Here is a 16,880-nt window from a genome sequence, read left to right as displayed (position 1 = left end):
GCCTGTCTCACCTGCTGGACCCGTCGAGCCCGCCGCTCCGGTTGCGCCTTTCGGACCGATTGCGCCTGTTGCCCCTGTAGGGCCGGCCGGGCCAGCAGGGCCTGTCGGACCGCTTGTAGTCACCGTCAACAGTTCAACGTCGTCTACAAACAAGTCGGCCGTGCCGGCTATCGGAAAAGTCTGGATGACCAGCAAAGCTTGCGTAGCTCCCGGCGGAACCGGTGCAGCCGTCTGATAGAACTCAACCCAGTCGCTTCCGGTCAAGCTCGTAATGCTGAACGGAACGTAAGAAAGTATCCCGGTTCCAAGAAAATTAAGCGAGCCGTCGTAGTAATTTAATCCGACGACCGCAATGACGCCGATCGTTCCCGACGTTCTCGAGAAGGAGACGAATACCTGGAAGGTTTCTCCTACGGAAACGGGCACATATTGATAGATTTGCGATAACGTCGATCCGCCGGCCAACTGCGCGCTGTACAAGCCCGAATGGCTTCTCGTATTGGTGACCGTGGCGTTAACGCCTGTCCACGGAGCCAGCGTACCCGTCTCGAAACCTCCATTGGCAATGCGGTTTTCAATAGACAATAGAATCTCACCACCTCTACAATCGATTCGATTCCGTGCAAGCGAAAAGGCCTTTTCCGCCCTTGGCATAGGCTAAGACCAAGTTGGGAAAGTGCCGATAACTGCCGCGAAATCTAGATCAGCTTATTAGAATCGCGGCTTACCCGTTCTAGTATTTGCCTCTTATGAGAGCGGATTTTTGCGGACAAGCCCGACATTTCCGCTTCCGAAACGGTAAATATGTCTCCCTTCCATACCGGATGTCGCGTTTCTCGTATCCACGATAAAACGTGCTTCGGAAACGATTTTCCGCAAGGGCATCCCCGTATGATCCGCCATGATAAAAACACAATCGGCCTTGTTCAGCAGTTCATCCGACAGCTGGGTGCTGTCGATCTGCCGGTTCCGGATGCGAATCGTCGGCACGTTCGGATCGTGATACGCGACCCGTACCCCCTCGTCCAGCAATCGTCCGATCAACTGAATCGCGGCCGATTCACGCACGTCGCCCACATCCTTCTTGTAGGCGACGCCGTAGATCACCGCCTCGCGCAAGCCGCCGGTCAGCCTTTCTTGCACCTTTCTGATCAAATAATCCGCCATATTGCGGTTCAGCTTTTCAGCCAGTTCGATAAATGAGCTCTTCATTCCGAATTCGCAGGCTTTCCATTGCAGGTAGAGCGGATCTACGGGAATGCAATGCCCTCCGATGCCCGGTCCGGGATAAAACGCCGCATAGCCGAACGATTTCGTCTTCGCGGCGTCGATCGCTTCCCAGAGATCGATTCCCATCGCATCGCACAGCATCGCCATCTCGTTCATGAACGAGATATTAATGAGACGGTACGTATTCTCCAGCAGCTTCGTCATCTCCGCAACCTCCGGAGACGACACCGGGACGGTTTGTCCGAACGTTTGGGCATACAAGGCTTCCGTTCTCTGCAGGCAAGTCGGCGTCAGACCGCTGACTACCTTCGGGATATCCCTCACCTTGTATTTTGTGTTTCCCGGATCGATCCGTTCGGGAGAATAGCCGACGGCGAAATCCTGCCCGGCTTTAAGGCCGCTTTCCTTCTCCAGTATTGGAACCACTTCTTCCGATGTCGTTCCTGGATAAGTCGAGCTTTCCAACACGACAAGCTGCCCCGGACGAAGCCGTCTGCCGATCTCGGTAACGGCGGCATGAAGATAGCTCATATCCGGCGTCGCCCGATCCGATAACGGCGTCGGAACGCACAGAATAATCGTTTCCGCCCGAGCGGAATCGTCGTACCGGGAGCTCGGACGGAACCTTTCCGATGCCAACGCGGCTTGCAGCTCTTCGTCCGTCAAATCTTTTACATAACTCTTTCCTTCCTCCAGAAGCTTGATCTTCTTCTCGTCCACCTCTACGCCTGTAACGACAAAGCCCTGCTCCACGAATAATACGGCCAGCGGCAAGCCGACATAGCCAAGTCCGACGATTTGGACGCTGCGCCGGTTCTGCACACGGTTCATCCTTTCACCTTCCTGTCCGTTAGCGGTCTGCCCGGATTGCCGACATACGTGCAGCCCGGCGGGATATCCCTCGTAATTACGGCGCCGGCTCCGACGACGGCGCCCTCTCCGATGCGGATCCCCGGAAGAAGCGTCGCGTTGTTGCCGATTTTGGCCCCCCGCCGAATGATCGGTCCCTGGTGGGCCTCTCCTCCGCTTCCCATATATTTATCGTTGGAAGTCGAACAGCATGGACCGATGAACACGTCGTCTTCGATCAGCATATTGCTCGTAATATAGCAGGACGTTTGGATCGTGACGAATCTGCCGATCGCCGTATGAGGCTCGACGACGGCATTCCTGCCGACAATCGTGCTTTCGCCGACAGACACGAATTCGCGAATGCTGGCCAGATCCCCGACGAGCACATCCGCGCCAAGCGATACCCCGAGATAAATAACGCAATTGCATCCGATGGATGCGCCGTCTCCGATAACGAGCGGAGAGAGCTGCGATGGAGGCTTTACAGCCTTTTTCCTGTTGCCCGTCGGCCGTCGGCCGAGCACGGTCAAATCACCGATGCTCGCCCCGCTGCCGATCGTTGTGCCGGATCTTACGATCGCGCCGTACCCGATCGCAACGTTGTCGCCGATCGTCACGCCGGATTCGATGACCGCATGGCGTCCGATGGAGACATGGCTTCCCAATGACGCGGACGGATCTATCCACATGATTCATTCCTCCCTTCTCTCTACTGGCGTACAAGGAACGTTTGGCGGCAAAACGTCACTTACATGGTTTATGCAAGTCCACCTGCGGTTGCTAGTGTGGTCGCGGAAGCAGAAGGAATCCGTGATGCATACCTTGTACGATCAACGGGAGCAGGGAGCGTGGACAGATGATCGAATTAATGCCGATAGCTCGGCAGTTCCGCTTGCTTAAAGACGAGATTCTCCGAGAAATCTCCGATACGATCGAGCAAGGAAGCTATATTTTAGGCCCGAAGGTGGCGAAGCTGGAAAACCGGATCTCCGCCATGATCGGCGCGGGACATGCCGTCGCGGTAGCCAACGGAACGGACGCGCTCGTGCTTGCGCTCGATGCGCTCGGCATCGGAACGGGAGACGAGGTGATCACGACGCCTTATTCCTTCTTCGCCACCGCGGAGGCTGTCTCCAGGCTCGGAGCCGTCCCGGTATTCGTCGATATCGACCCGTTCTGGAGCCTCGATCCGGAACGGGTCGAAGCGGCCATCACCCCCCGAACGAAAGCGATACTGCCCGTTCATCTGTTCGGACAGCCTGCCGATATGGACGGGCTTCGGTCCATCGCGGACAGACGGGGACTTCCGGTCGTCGAGGACGCCTGTCAGGCTTTCGGCGCGAAATACGGCGGACAATCCGTCGGCACGCTCGGCATCGCGGGCTGCTTCTCCTTTTTTCCCAGCAAAAATCTCGGCACGATGGGAGACGGAGGAATCGTCGTCACGCCGGACGCCGAACTGGCGAAACGTCTTAGAAAACTGCGGCAGCACGGAAGCTCCAAAAGGTATTATCATGACGCGATCGGCTACAACAGCCGCTTGGATGAGCTCCATGCCGCCATTCTGCTGGTGATGGCGGATCATGTCGAAGAGTCGGTTAAGAGAAGGCGCGCGATCGCGCAAACGTACGACGAGCGGCTTCGCTCGCTTGGCTCGTTGTTGGAGGTTCCCGGAACGGAAGAGAGGAGATTTCACGCGTACAACCTTTATTGCATAACGAGCCCGCGGCGGGAAGAGATTCGCGAAGCTCTGACGGCGGAAAACATTCAGACCGGAATCTACTATCCCCGTCCCCTGCACCTGCAGCGCGCCTATGCCTCTTTGGGCTACGCCGCCGGAGATTTTCCCGTGGCGGAGAAGCTGTCCGCGGAGATTCTGGCATTGCCGATGGGCCCGCTGCTGACGGAGCAAGAGCAGGAACGCGTCGTTACCATTCTTCAAAATATCGCGGAGAAAGGATGAACGGCATGGTTCGCTTCGGTCTGATCGGCTGCGGAAGCATCGCGGCCAGGCACGTAGAGTCCATCGCCGCCTGCTCGAGCGCCGAGCTCGTCGCGCTGGCCGATCCCGTCCCGGAAAGAATGGCTGTTCTCGCCCGCAAATATGCCCAAGCCCGCTCCGTGCCGGCATCGTCCGTCGCCGCCTATGCGAATCCGAGCCGGCTTGCTCAGGATTCCCGAGTAGACGCCGTCGTCATTGCCGCTCCTTCGTTTATGCATGCCCGGTGGGCCACAGAATCGCTTCGCGCCGGCAAACACGTGCTTCTGGAGAAGCCGATCGCCTTGTCCTTGTCGGACGTCGATGCCGTTGTCGAGCTGGCCTCGGCAAGCGGGCTGCGTGTACACGTCTGTCACCAGCTTCGCTACCGCCCGCTGTTGCGGCTGGCAAAGCGTTGGATGGACCAAGGGGCGCTGGGGAAGCTGCAAACGGGCTCCGTCTCGATTCTGTTGAACCGCTCCCCGGACTATTACGCCGCATCCGATTGGAGAGGGACCTGGAGGAGGGATGGCGGAATGCTGCTGAATCAAGGCATTCACCTCATCGATCTGCTTCTGTGGCTAATGGACGAACGTCCGGATTCGGTGTACGGCCTGATCGGCCGGAGCGCTTCCGCCATAGAGACGGAGGAAACGGCGGCGGCGACGATCCGGTTTGCCGGAGGAGCAATCGGCTCCGTCGACGCGACCACGCTCTGCAAGCCGAACAATCTGGAACAGTCCCTGACGCTTGTCGGCGATCGGGGAACGATCCGCATCGGCGGCGTCGGGCTGACGGAAGTTCATCGCTGGTACGCCGACGAATTTCCCGCCCCCTCCTTCCCGCTGGCCGCGGTCGACGAACGTGTCGAAATGTACGAACATTTTATTGCCGCGCTTCGGGGGAAAGCGAAGAACGCTTCATTGTCCGTCTCGGCCGCCGAAGCCCGCCGTTCTCTGGAGGTGGCCTTCGCCGTCTACGAATCGTCTCGTCTCGGCGTTCCCGTGCGCTTGCCGCTCGCGTCGTTCGATACGGCATCCATGTCCGATAAGCCAAGGAGCTGACTCCCAAGCCGGGGTCAGCTCCTTATCACGCCTTCATTAAGGCTTCGATCTCGCCGAATGCGGCCTTGATCCGGGAGCCGTAAGCGTCGTCGCTCGCGAGACTCGGAACGAAATACCGCTGCATTCGGTCGGTCAACGGCCTGAGGCATTCCCGCTTCCGGTCCGCGGTATAAGGCTTAATCCGGGCGCGGAAGATAGACCTCTTCGGGAAAATTCCCGACGAGGTAGTCCAGAACGACGGCCAGGGACGGAATGCGGTTTTCGAGCTTGCGGGATACGCCGCTCCTAGGTTGGCGGTAGCAGAGAACGGGCCTGTTCATCCAGTGGATTTTCCATCCTGCCTTCAGATTGACGAGGCAGTTGAGCACGTCGCCGGCGGTCGGCATCCGCTCGTCCGCCCGCCACTCGGCTCGGCGGTCTCGATAAAAGGCCAGTTTGTACAGCCCCGTCATCGGAATGACCCCGGAGCCCATTCTGTTAAAAATGGCGCGAACCGCCTCGTCCGTATTGTACCCGCGATACGTCCACTCCCCGATCGGTTTGCCCCGCTCGTCGACAAGTCCGAGGTTGCCGTATACGTAATCCAAATCGGCGCGACCGCGAAAGCATGCCATGTACTCCTCAAGCACCCGGTCGTGCGGAAGGTAGTCCTCCGCGCTCACGATCAAGGCGTATTCCCCGGCGGCCTCTTGAAAAATCTCCCGAATGGCGACGTCGGTCAGCCCGGCGTTCGCCGAATGGGCGATTAATCGAATCGACGGATCGAGCGCCCGATAGCCCTCGATTTTCGCCAAAGAATCGTCCGTCGACCCATCGTCGACGATCAGGATTTCCTTGTTCGGATACGTCTGGCGAATCGCCGATTGGAGGCATTGTTCCAGAAATCGGCCGTCATTGCAGCTAACGATGCCGATCGTAATCTTCGGCGCGCTCTGCATGGCGGAATCCGACGGGTCAGACGTCGAGAGGAACAGAGAACCGAGCAGCTCTTCGACTTTGCGCGCGTTCTCCGCGAATGAATACCGGTTCTCCACGAACGCGCGATATTCCGCGGAATGATACTCGTCCTCGGCAACCCTGTCGACCAGCTCTCCGATCGTATTCCACACCCATTTCTCGTCGTAAATCTTTTTCGCCCCGTAAAAATGGTGAACAAGCGGCTTGACTCCCGCAGCCATCGCTTCCATGACGGACATATGCTGGCTCTCGAGCAGGCTGGTTGAAATCATGTACTGCTTGTCTTGAAGATAGGCGTTCAGATCGGACTGCCAGCCGTCGAATCGGACGCTGCCCGCCAGTCCCATCTCTTCGATCATCTGATCGAAATACAAGCGGTATCGCATATCCTGAAACTTCCCGGCGATATGCAGCCTGTACCTGTCGTCGCGATCGTGAATCGCTTTAAACGCATGCAAAAGAAGCATCGGGCCCTTTTTGTAATTGATAAAGCCGGCGTAAGCGATGTTGAAGCCTTTCGACCGCCGCACCAGCGGGTATTTCTCCATCGCGACCCCGTTCGGAATAACGGCGGTGCGATCCTCGGTAAGAGAGGGCAGCTGTTTCAGCACGTACTCCCGAATCGGCTGTCCGTCGAAGATCAGTCGATCGACCGCCGGCCAATTTACCTGACGGATGTAGCCGGTGAACGCTTCGTAGCTGTGAAGTCTGCATACGATGGGCCGATAGGACGCGATCGGCAGCCGGCTGCCGTGCACGATCAGGTCGTCGCACCATTCGAACCAGCAGACGTCCGCCCATTCCATGGCCTCCCCGATCCTATCGACGCTTCGCACGACGAATTTCCGGGTTTCGTATTTTTGGGACAGATAGTCGACGATCGGCTGCAAAAAGGCGTCCAATCCCGGTTTGACGAAAAAAGCGATTTTCATGCGAATGGGAATAACCTCCTATCTATCGGCTGCAGGCCTGACAAGCTTCCGATAGTATATGAGGCTATTCCCATTCCCGATTGTGTCGCAGCGGAGAGCTATACCAGTTCGTTCCTTCTGCGCAAGTAGAAGTAGAGATAGATGCAGCTGACGGAACACAGCAGCGCCATCAGCGCAATGAAGCCGTAACCGGCCTGCAGCCCGAGCGTCAAGCTTTCCTTGGCCGCTTTGCCGGCTCCGAACAGCTTCTGGACACCGTCGATAATGACGCCGATCAACAGATTGCCGATGACGCAGGCGATGCCCATCAGCGTTACGGTGAATGTAATCGCCGTTTCGGTGCCGCGGGGATACCGCTTCGCGAGAATCGCCATCACCGTCGGGTAGATCGGCGCGATGCCGACGCCGGCCACCGCGAACAGGATCGCGCCCGGCTCGCCGATCAGGATGGCCGCAAAGCTGCACAGCCCCGAGAACGCCGACAGGAGGATGATCGACAGCGTATAGCCGATTTTGTCCGTTAACGGTCCAAGGAACAGTCTTGCCGCCATGAAGAAGACGAAGAAGATCGACAGCATTCTGGAAGCGGCCCCGGTGGACCAGTCGTACGCTTTCTCCAGGTAGTTGACCAGCCAGCCGCCGACCGCCAGCTCGGAGACGACGCCCATCGACAGGACCAGCACGATCAGCCAGGCGGCCGGGTCCTTGCCGACGATCTTGAGCGTCAGCCGTTCGCCGTGCTCCTCCCCGCCGTCTCCGGGAAACTTGGCCAACAGCGAAGGAATAATCGGCAGCAGCGAGAGCGACAGCATGATCAGGTACATCCCCCGCCAGCCCAGCTCTCCGCCCATCGGCCGCCAGCCCATCATCGACGCGGCGATAATCGGGGCGACCGCCGAGCTGAGTCCGTAGAAGAAGTGGGCAAGGTTCATCATCGCTCCGGTGTTTTTGACGAAAATGCGGGCCGCCATAATCGCCAGGCCGATCTCGAGCATTCCGTTGCCGATATACATGAGAAAATAAGACGCCGACAGCTGAACGTAGTTGGCCGACACATACATGAGCACGCCGGATACGGCCATCGAGGCGAACGCGACGATTCCCGTCCGCTTGATGCCGAATTTGCCCGCCATCGCGCCCGTGAACGAGCAGGCGACCAGATAGCCCAGCGAGTTAAAGGCCAGCAGCATTCCGAGCTGCGTTTCGTTTAAGCTGAAGTCGTCCTGCATGCGCGGAATGGCCGGGCCTTTGACGTTCTCGGAAAAGCCGAAAACGAGAAAACCTCCGAACACGATGAGCAGGAGCAGCCAATAATTGATTTTCACAGCGTTCGTCTTCAAGTCGAAGTTCCTCCGCGGGCCTCAAGCGGGGCCGAATGCGAATGCGTCCTGGCGTCGCGAATCGAAGCCGCCGCATAGACGATCAGCGCCGCCCAGATCAGAATAAAGCTGATCAGCGTCACATGGCTGACCGTCTCTTCGAACACGGTCACGCTCAGAATCAAAGTCAGCGTAGGGCCGATGTATTGAATGAAGCCAAGCATCGACAGCGGCAGCTGCTTGGCCGCTCTGGCGAACAGCAGCAGCGGGAGCGCCGTAGCGGCTCCGGCGAACAGCAGCAGCACGAGCGAGGACGCGGGCAGCGTCCAGGCGATAGCCGAGTGCGAAGCGCCGAGATAGCTCCAGTAGATCAGCGCCGCGGGAACGACAACCGCGGTTTCGGTCATCAGGCCAAGCGAAGAATCGACCGCAACCCGCTTCTTGACGAGGCCGTAAAGGCCGAAGCTGAGCGCCAAGGTGAGCGAAACCCAAGGCACGCTTCCATAATCGATCGTGACGAGAACGACTCCGGCTCCCGCCAGCGCGATCGCCAGCCACTGTCCTCCCGTCGGCTTCTCCCGCAGAAATCCGATGGCCAGCGCCACGTTAATGAGCGGAGTCAAATAATACCCGAGACTCGTCTCGATGACATGGCCGTTGTTGACGGCCCAGATGAAGATGAGCCAGTTGATCGTAATCAGCACGCTGCTCGCGACAAGCGGCAGCAGCGTTGCGCGATTCTTAAGCAAGCCGGCCAGTTCCCTCCAGCGCCGCTGCAGCGAAATCAATCCGGCTACGAACGCGAACGACCAAATAATTCTGTGCGACAGAATCTCTCCTGCCGGCATCGTCTCAAATTCCTTCCAATAAAGGGGGAGCAGCCCCCAGATGATATAGGCGAATATTGCGTTAAACAGTCCGCTTCTCATGTTGCCTTCCCGCTCCGTTTCCTTCATTAAACATGAAGGGAATTATACCACTAATCCGGCGGACTGAACATGCAAAAAATCAGGCAGCTGACAGGGCGGGCGGACGCGCTATTCGGAGCGGATCTCCTGTCTCTTTTTCCTGCTGTGAAGCACGGCCCTTCTGACGCACCAGACAGCCAAAGCGACGACGGAAACCGCAATCGCCAGCTTCCAGGATTGATGCTCGATCGCATGCAGCACGCCTTCCCACTGCGGGCCGAACACGCGGCCAAGGCCGACGAACAAGGCGCACCAGATCAAGGCCCCGCTGTAGGCGTACGCCGCGAACGTCCGGAACGGCGAACCGATAATCCCGGCGAAATAACCGGTCACATGCCTTACGCCGGGAATGAAATATCCGATGAAGACGAGCGCGTTGCCGTACTTTCGATACCATTTCTTCGTCTTTTCGAGCTTGGACGGAGTCAGCAGCATCCATTTGCCGTACCGTTCTATGAACGGCATTCCCGCCTTTAATCCGATGAAATACGTAATCGTCATGCCGATCGTCGTACCGGCGAAAGCGCACGCGAACGCCTTCCACGCATCCAGAATGCCCGCATACGACAAATAGCCGGCATACAGCATCGTCGTCTCTCCGGGAAAAGGCAGCGCGATGAACTCCAGCAGCAATCCCAGAAACAGAACCTCGTAGCCATAATGGTCGAACAATTTTTCGATATTGAAGCTCATGTTTTTCTCTCGTCCTCTTCTCTGAAGTCCCGTCCTCCCATTATACCTAATTTTAATAGAAAAGACGCCCAACCCAAGTCGGGGGCGTCCTTAGCCTTGCGGAAGATTTTTCGACCGGAGGGCGTCCCCCCTGGTCGAAAATCCGCGCGAGACCGCCTCTATTCCTTCGCGCCGTCCAGCAGAATCGCGTTGATGGCGTTCAGGAACGCGTTGGCGCTGGCCTTGATGATATCGGTATCCATCGCGCGTCCGGTATACGACTTGCCTTCGTAGGAGACGCGAAGGTTCACCCGGCCGATCGCCTCCTTGCCTCTGGACAGACTGCTGATCTTGTAATCGTTCAGCTCGACGTCCAATCCGACCAGCGACTTGATAACGCCGTACAGCGCGTCGATCGGACCGTCTCCCATCTCGCTGCCCTTGACGATCTCTCCGCCTTTTTTCAACTGAACGGATGCGGTCGGGAACGTATCGTTGCTGACCACCTGGAACGAATCGAGCGCGTACAGCTGCTTATCCCCGCCGTCGGCCTCGTTGTGGTCCGCCACCAGATAGAATACGTCGTGGTCGTACACTTCCTTCTTCGCGTCGGCCAGAGCCAGAAACTTCGCGAACAGCGCCTCGAACGCCTCGCCCTCGCCCGCTTCGAAGCCCATCTTCTCGACCGCGTTGCGGAACGCGTGGCGGCCGGATCTTGCGGTCAGAATCATCTCCATCTTCTCCGCGCCTACGTCCTCGGGGGACATGATCTCGTAGACGTTCTTATCCTTCAGCAAGCCGTCCTGGTGAATGCCCGAGGAATGCGCGAACGCGTTCTCGCCGGTAATCGCCTTGTTGACCTGAACGTCCAGCCCCGTCAGATGGCTGACCAGGCGGGAAGACTTCAGCAGCTCTTGCGTCCGGATGTCCGTATGACCGCCGTAGAAGCTCTCCCGGACTTTAAGCGCCATGACGACTTCCTCCAGGGAGGTGTTGCCCGCCCGTTCGCCCAGACCGTTGATCGTCACCTCGACTTTGTCGGCTCCGTTGCGGATGGCGCTTAGCGTGTTCGCCGTAGCCATGCCGAGGTCGTTGTGGCAGTGGACGCTCAAGACGACGCGGTCGTCCAGGTTTTTGAGCCGTTCGTTCAGCTTGCGGATCAATTCGCCGTATTCCTCGGGAACCGCGAAGCCGACCGTGTCGGGCACGTTGATCATCGTCGCCCCCGCCTTGACGACCGCCTCGATCGTCGACCACAAATACTCGAACTCGGAGCGGGAAGCGTCTTCCGTGGAATACTGCACGTTCGGCAGCAGCGTCTTCGCGTATTTTACCGCATCGACGCCCATCTGCAGCACCGCGTCCTTGGAGCGGTTAAACTTCTTCTCGACGTGTACGTTCGACGTGCCGAGCACGATATGAATGAGCGGGTTTTGCGCCAGCTTGATGCTCTCGTAGACGGCGTCGATGTCCTTCTTCACCGCGCGGGCAAGCGCCGTGATCGATATGCTGTCGCCTACGCTGCGCACGATTTCCTGCACGGCATGGAAGTCTCCCTCCGACGATGCCGGGAACCCGGCCTCGATAATGTCGACGTTCAGCCGCTTGAGCTGCTTGGCGATTTCCAGCTTCTGATATACGTTCAATTTGGCTCCCGGCACCTGTTCTCCGTCGCGCAAAGTCGTGTCCAGTACGATAATTTTTCTGCTCATGTTCGTTTCCTCCCGTAATTCGGTAGTCGTGATCTATATGAAGCGAGGTCGGACGGACCCGGAATCCGGCCAAACCAAGCAGAAACGGTTGTTGTCGCCCTTGCCTGAATCGCAAAAAACCCCGTCTCTGTTATAGAGACGAGGTTGAACTCGCGGTACCACTCTAATTCGTTTTCCATGTACGGAAAACAATCTTGTTCGATGGCCATCACCATCTATCCCTGTAACGGTGGAATTCCGTCCTGCCCTACGTTGTCGGGCAAGCTGTTCATAGACGAGTTCGGAATGGACGACCTGCCGTTTCGCACCAGCCAACGGCTCTCTGAAAGATCATGTCATTCTTACTATTTCTAATCGCAACATTTGCGTATTGAAGTTAATGGCTATTATAGGACGTCGAATCGGGAATGTCAACCCGTTTTCTTCCCGAAATTTATAAATTAGGCTTCCATCTTCGGCGGCTTTTCATACCGCTTGCCGCGACGCGCTCCGGAGCGGAATTGCACGGGCGTCACACCCGCCCATTTCTTGAACGCGTTCTGAAACGCGCTCGGCTCCGAATAATGCAGCAGGTAGGCGATCTCCGACACGGAATGCTCCGAGGAGCTCAAATAACCCTTGGCCAGCTCCATCCGGACGCTTGCGCACAGACCGTTGAAGGAGGCGTTCTCCTCCTTGAGCTTCGCCTGCAGCGTCCTCGCGCTCATCCCGAAATGCAGGGCGGTCTGCCGCAGCGTCGGGAAACCGGTCGGAAGCCGCTGCATCAGCCATTGAAAGACGCCGTCCGCCAGCTTGTTGCCGCGGGTCACCCGCTCCATCGTCTCGACGGCGATCGCTTCGAACGACGACCGCAGCCGCGCGTCGGAATAGAGGATCGGGCAGCTCAGCACCGCCCTGTCCATACGGAATAACGTCTCCGCGGCGCCGAACCGCGGCTCGATCCCGAAGACGGCGAGATAAGGAGCGACGTCTTCCGGCGCATCGTGGGAAAAATGAAGCTCGCGCAGCGGGATGTCCTTGTTGCCGATTCGGCACATCAGCCGGTACACCGAGCTGGCCATATCCTCCATGCAATGCCGGGACATGCGGACCGCCGGATTCAGGGTATACAGGCGAAGTACGGCATCCTCCCCCTGCTCCTCCCACGCCAGATTGTAGCCGCTGCACAGAATGACATTAAACCTCCGATAGGCGTCCAGCGCGTCGGCAATCGTCTCCGAGTGCATCATCACGTAGCCGAGAATGCCCATATCGGACATATCCGTCATCTGCCCCTGCCTCAGCCCGAAATAATCGTCGTCCGTATACGCGGCCGCGGCGTTCATAAGCCGCTCCAGCTCCTTGGCGGCAATCCGCGCATCGGGGTCCCGCAGCAGAGTCATGTCGAACGAAGCGAACTCGCCGAATTGTTCCGTATCGCAGCCTTTGCGCACAAGCGTCTTAAGAATCGGATACACCATCGACACGGCCATTCCCCGATCGTTCACGCTCGATCCTCCCTTGCGCGATTCAGCAGCTTATCTGCGCGTCGCATCATAGGCGACGTTCGTCGTTTGTCGTATGCTGAATACAGTTCTTATCCGTTATCCTAACACAAAAAAAGGGAAAAAGAAGCCCGAACGGCTCCTTTTCCCGACATGGAGGTCAACGCTATGAGCAAAAACATTCTCGTCATTTCCGGCCACCCGAATCCCGACAGCTTCTGCGCCGCCCTGTCCCGCGCCTATGCGGACGGCGCAGCCGGCGCCCGGGCCGACGTGCGCTTGATCGATCTGAGCCGGACTCCGTTCGATCCGAATCTGAAATACGGCTACCGCCAAAGAACCGAGCTGGAGCCCGCGCTGGCCGAGGCGCAGGAAGCGATCCGCCGGGCCGATCACCTCGTCTTCGTCTATCCGACCTGGTGGGGCGCCATGCCCGCCATTCTGAAAGGCTTCATCGACCGCGTGTTCCTGCCCGGCTTCGCCTTCAAGTACCGGGACGATTCGCCGCTGTGGGATAAGCTGCTCAAGGGCAAAACCGCGCGGCTGATCGTCACGATGGACACCCCGTCCTGGTACAATCGGTTCATCTACAGACGGGCCGGCCACGGGGTCATGAAGCGCAATATCCTGCAGTTTTGCGGCATTAAGCCGGTTCGCATTACCGAGCTCACCCCGATCAGAGGCTCGACGGACGCGCAGCGGGCCGACTGGCTGGAGCAGGCGAAACGGCTCGGTCTATCCGAAGCTTAGAACGGCTTGGCGATCATGAGCGCCAGCACGACGATCGGCAGCAGGGTCGCGGCTACGCCGAAGACGGCCCATAGACGCGAGGCGCGCCGGTATTCCGCGATCAGGCTTCCGCCGGCGACGGATGCGGCGCTGTGGCGGATCATCGCCCGCTGCAGCGGAATCAGCACCGCTCCCCAGATCAGGCCGGTCGCGCCGAAGACGGCCAGCGAAGCCGTCAGCCAATTGCTCTCGTTCATCGGAATGCCGGCCCTGTGCGCCATGGCGAGGCCCGAGACCGTAATCAGCGCGATTCCGGGCAGCGTAAAGACGTAGTCGGCCAGCATGACGCTCCGCGCGGCGTCGTGGACGACGACCGGGTTCCCCCCGATGTCCGCCCGCACTTTCCAGAACGCGGCCGTCACGATGTTCCCCACGAACAGAACGACGCCGACAAGGTGAAGCGTTAACCACAAGTTCATCGATTATCCTCTCCTCTTAACGATGTTTGGGGCTGCAGCAGACTGCGGATCACCGCGGTAAAATCAGGCGCGGTAAAGTCGGCGGACACATTGGGGATGGTCGAACGCACGCTCAGCCCCAGGGAGATCAGCACGAACAAATCGCCCATTTTCCCCGCGTCCACCGTCTCCGGAATGACGCCGTGCCTCTGCCCGGATCGGATCCACTGCTTGGAAAATCGCGCCGTCTGTTCGTAATAGCGCCCCAGCGCCTCCCCGACGGCGGGGTCCCCGTCCTTGCCCAGCAAGTAGGCGAGCACCTTGTTCGTCACGTCCTCCCCGTCCTCCAGGGCGGCGAAATCCTCGGCGATCTTGCCCAGCGGCCCTTCGAACGTCTTTACTTCGCGCTCCGCCTCCGCCGTAAATCGTTTGTCCGTCTCCTCCAGCCGTTCGTGCAGCACCCAGGCGAAAATTTCGTCCTTGCTCCTGACATGGTGGAAAATCGCCCCCTTGGACAGCTTCGATCGATCCATAATGTCGCTCATCGTAATGGAGGCGCAGCCTTTTTCCCGGATAAGCTCCTTCGTGGCGTCCAGCAGACGGCCGATCGTCATCTGCCTGCGTTCCTCTTGCTTCACGGGCATCATCTCCTTCTCTGCTTCCATTTTACAAACAGACCATCGGTTTGTAAATAGAAAAATAAAAGGCCGGCCGAGCGCAAATCTGCGCTTCAACCGACCTCTGTCGACTTCCCGACTAAGAGCGTCGAGCCGAACGGTTTACTGCTGCGATACGGATTTGAACCAATCGTTGACTTCCTGCGTCACCTGATCGCCGCCGTTCGCCTTCCAGCTTGCGACGAAGTCGTCGAACGCGTCTACCGGAAGCTTGCCGTAGATGATTTTGTTGAACGTCTCCAGCTCGGACTGGCGAAGCAGGTTCCATTTCGAGATCATCGTCGGCGTAGCCGCGCCGGTGAAGTAGTTCTGCTTGCGGACGTCCATCTGCGACATGACGACCTTCGCGGCGTACCAGTTCTCCGGCTTGCGGAACGTGGCGAGCTGATTCTCGTAAGGCGTCTCCGGCGCGCCGCCGTCCGCGAGCTTGACGAGGGATTTCATGTACAGATCCGGAATGCGCGCCGGTCCCGTAATGTAAGGGAACTTGTCGAAGAAGTCCTTGATCTTGTCCTTGTCGTTCGTCGGCTGGCCGTCGACGATATCCCAGTCGTAGCCTTGGGCGAAGCCGTACTCGTACGGGCTGCCGACCTGCGGATTGGCCAGGTTGTCAAGCAAGTAGTTGTAGTACAAAATGATCGCTTCCGGATGCTTGGCGTCCTTGTTGATCATAAAGCTGCTGTTGACGCCGGAGTTTTGCCATTTCGTGCCCATGTGGCCGTCCGGACCTGCCGGAACCGGATAAGCCTTGTATTTCGAGCCCGGAACGTTCTGGAGCAGATCCGGAGCCGGCCAGTCCGGAACCCAGTTCGCGCCCGGCAGTACGCCCGCGTTGCCCTTCGTCCAGATTTCGGCCGATTTGCCTTCGTCCCACAGCGCCGAGTCGGGATGAATGTAGCCTTTGTCCATCCACTCTTGCAGCTTGGCGAGCGCCTGCTTCGCGCCGGGGTTGACGGAGCCGTATTCGAGATTGCCGCTCGCGTCCTTGTTCCACTGCTCCTGCACGGTGCCGTAAGCGCCGAACAGCCAGTCGAGCCCGCCCATCCACGTGTTCGTGTTGTTCTTCAGGGAAATCGCCAGCGGATAAACGTCTTTGGCAGCCAGTCCGTCCGGATTTTCGTTCTTGAATTTGTCCAGGATGATTTCGAGATCGGCGATCGTCTTCGGCGCTTCCAGCTTCAGCTTCTCCATCCAGTCTTCGCGAAGCCAGAGAATCGTATCGTCGTTGTCCGTATACTCCATGATCGGCAGGTTCCACTTCTTGCCGTCCTTCGTGAACGGATACCACAGCTCGGGATGCTCCTGGGCGTGGCCTTTCCAGAGGTCGTTCGCATACTTGTCGAACAGCTCGTCGATCGGCATGAATTGTCCGGAATCGATCAGTTGGTTCGTCAGAACGGCGTCCGTAGGCACCATGACGAAATCGGGCAGCTTCTCGCCGGAAGTGAGCGCAAGCTGGAGCTGCTGCTTGTATTGATCGCTGCCGGCCGGATACCATGTATCCTTGTGCTTGATGCCGAGCGTGTCGAGCATCCATCTGTCGTGGACGTTGTCATCCTTCGTCTCGCCCTTCGTGTATTCCCTGGGCATAATAACCGTGCTGATCTCGATCGGCGGATCGTACTTGCCTTTTTCGAACGCGAGATCCGCTTCCGACTTCGATTCGGACGGCGATGCCGCCGCCGAGCTGTCGGGGCTGGCCGACCCGGCAGCGGCCGCATTGCCGCCGTTATTCGCATTGTTGCTGCAAGCCGATACGACCAGCGCCGCGCCTACGAGAGGCAGCCACAGCTTCTTGAATTGACTCATGTTCGCTTATCCCCCTGCGTTGTAAGATTGTCACATGAG

Annotated in this window: 14 protein-coding genes, 1 pseudogene and 1 other annotated feature; of the genes and pseudogenes, 3 read left to right on the top strand and 12 right to left on the bottom strand. The window is 58.3% G+C overall.

Going from position 1 to position 16,880, the window contains the following annotated elements; translation table 11 throughout:
* Window positions 1-132: 132 nt before the first annotated feature.
* The 3 genes and pseudogenes from ACFFT4_RS35385 to ACFFT4_RS24475 form a co-directional block, all read right to left on the bottom strand.
* Window positions 133-654: pseudogene (locus ACFFT4_RS35385) on the bottom strand (NTTRR-F1 domain); the annotation flags it as partial.
* A 93-nt stretch (window positions 655-747) separates the two neighbouring features.
* Window positions 748-2,061: a nucleotide sugar dehydrogenase gene (locus ACFFT4_RS24480; protein ID WP_378051556.1), complete on the bottom strand. Its 1,314-nt coding sequence runs from the start codon at window positions 2,059-2,061 to the stop codon at window positions 748-750.
* Complete coding sequence (locus ACFFT4_RS24475) at window positions 2,058-2,771, bottom strand: N-acetyltransferase (RefSeq protein WP_378051555.1); 714 nt, start codon at window positions 2,769-2,771, stop codon at window positions 2,058-2,060. The genes ACFFT4_RS24480 and ACFFT4_RS24475 overlap by 4 nt, the downstream gene beginning before the upstream one ends.
* Before the next feature lie 167 nt (window positions 2,772-2,938).
* On the opposite strand from ACFFT4_RS24475, the gene ACFFT4_RS24470 reads away from it, so the two are divergent.
* Window positions 2,939-4,045: a DegT/DnrJ/EryC1/StrS family aminotransferase gene (locus tag ACFFT4_RS24470; protein WP_378051553.1), complete on the top strand. Its 1,107-nt coding sequence runs from the start codon at window positions 2,939-2,941 to the stop codon at window positions 4,043-4,045.
* Window positions 4,042-5,124 (top strand): Gfo/Idh/MocA family protein, encoded by a 1,083-nt coding sequence (locus ACFFT4_RS24465; RefSeq protein ID WP_378051552.1) that lies wholly within the window; start codon window positions 4,042-4,044, stop codon window positions 5,122-5,124. Before ACFFT4_RS24470 ends, ACFFT4_RS24465 begins: the two co-directional genes overlap by 4 nt.
* 176 nt (window positions 5,125-5,300) lie before the next feature.
* Here the strand turns inward: ACFFT4_RS24465 and ACFFT4_RS24460 are convergent, their stop codons facing one another.
* The 6 genes from ACFFT4_RS24460 to ACFFT4_RS24435 form a co-directional block, all read right to left on the bottom strand.
* The gene (locus ACFFT4_RS24460) at window positions 5,301-7,013 is read right to left on the bottom strand and encodes a glycosyltransferase (RefSeq protein WP_378051551.1); all 1,713 of its coding nucleotides are present in this window, start codon (window positions 7,011-7,013) and stop codon (window positions 5,301-5,303) included.
* A gap of 98 nt (window positions 7,014-7,111) precedes the next feature.
* The gene (locus tag ACFFT4_RS24455) at window positions 7,112-8,353 is read right to left on the bottom strand and encodes an MFS transporter (RefSeq protein WP_378051550.1); all 1,242 of its coding nucleotides are present in this window, start codon (window positions 8,351-8,353) and stop codon (window positions 7,112-7,114) included.
* On the bottom strand, window positions 8,350-9,261 hold the full coding sequence (gene rarD, locus ACFFT4_RS24450; protein WP_378051549.1) for an EamA family transporter RarD: 912 nt from the start codon (window positions 9,259-9,261) through the stop codon (window positions 8,350-8,352). The genes ACFFT4_RS24455 and rarD overlap by 4 nt, the downstream gene beginning before the upstream one ends.
* A 108-nt stretch (window positions 9,262-9,369) precedes the next feature.
* Window positions 9,370-9,993 (bottom strand): DedA family protein, encoded by a 624-nt coding sequence (locus ACFFT4_RS24445; RefSeq protein WP_378051547.1) that lies wholly within the window; start codon window positions 9,991-9,993, stop codon window positions 9,370-9,372.
* 158 nt (window positions 9,994-10,151) lie between these two features.
* On the bottom strand, window positions 10,152-11,684 hold the full coding sequence (locus ACFFT4_RS24440; protein ID WP_378051546.1) for a 2-isopropylmalate synthase: 1,533 nt from the start codon (window positions 11,682-11,684) through the stop codon (window positions 10,152-10,154).
* Window positions 11,685-11,815: 131 nt separating this feature from the next.
* Window positions 11,816-12,051, bottom strand: a binding site (T-box leader).
* 73 nt (window positions 12,052-12,124) lie between these two features.
* Entirely contained in the window at window positions 12,125-13,171 is a 1,047-nt protein-coding gene (locus ACFFT4_RS24435; protein ID WP_378051545.1) for an AraC family transcriptional regulator, read from the bottom strand.
* A 165-nt stretch (window positions 13,172-13,336) separates the two neighbouring features.
* On the opposite strand from ACFFT4_RS24435, the gene ACFFT4_RS24430 reads away from it, so the two are divergent.
* Window positions 13,337-13,918, top strand: coding sequence for an NAD(P)H-dependent oxidoreductase (locus ACFFT4_RS24430; RefSeq protein WP_378051543.1), 582 nt, complete (start codon window positions 13,337-13,339; stop codon window positions 13,916-13,918).
* On the opposite strand, the gene ACFFT4_RS24425 is transcribed toward ACFFT4_RS24430, so the two are convergent.
* From ACFFT4_RS24425 to ACFFT4_RS24415, 3 genes are all read right to left on the bottom strand, one after another.
* Window positions 13,915-14,376 (bottom strand): DUF2269 family protein, encoded by a 462-nt coding sequence (locus tag ACFFT4_RS24425; RefSeq protein ID WP_378051542.1) that lies wholly within the window; start codon window positions 14,374-14,376, stop codon window positions 13,915-13,917. The genes ACFFT4_RS24430 and ACFFT4_RS24425 overlap by 4 nt on opposite strands.
* Window positions 14,373-14,993, bottom strand: a complete 621-nt coding sequence (locus tag ACFFT4_RS24420; protein WP_378051540.1) for a TetR/AcrR family transcriptional regulator — start codon at window positions 14,991-14,993, stop codon at window positions 14,373-14,375. Before ACFFT4_RS24420 ends, ACFFT4_RS24425 begins: the two co-directional genes overlap by 4 nt.
* A gap of 141 nt (window positions 14,994-15,134) precedes the next feature.
* Complete coding sequence (locus ACFFT4_RS24415) at window positions 15,135-16,841, bottom strand: type 2 periplasmic-binding domain-containing protein (protein WP_378051539.1); 1,707 nt, start codon at window positions 16,839-16,841, stop codon at window positions 15,135-15,137.
* Between the last annotated feature and the right edge of the window lie 39 nt (window positions 16,842-16,880).

This window comes from Cohnella cellulosilytica, assembly GCF_042431195.1.
GTDB lineage: Bacteria > Bacillota > Bacilli > Paenibacillales > Paenibacillaceae > Cohnella > Cohnella cellulosilytica.
The sequence above is the reverse complement of the archived record's forward strand: the minus strand, read 5'-3'. Positions and strand labels throughout refer to the sequence as shown.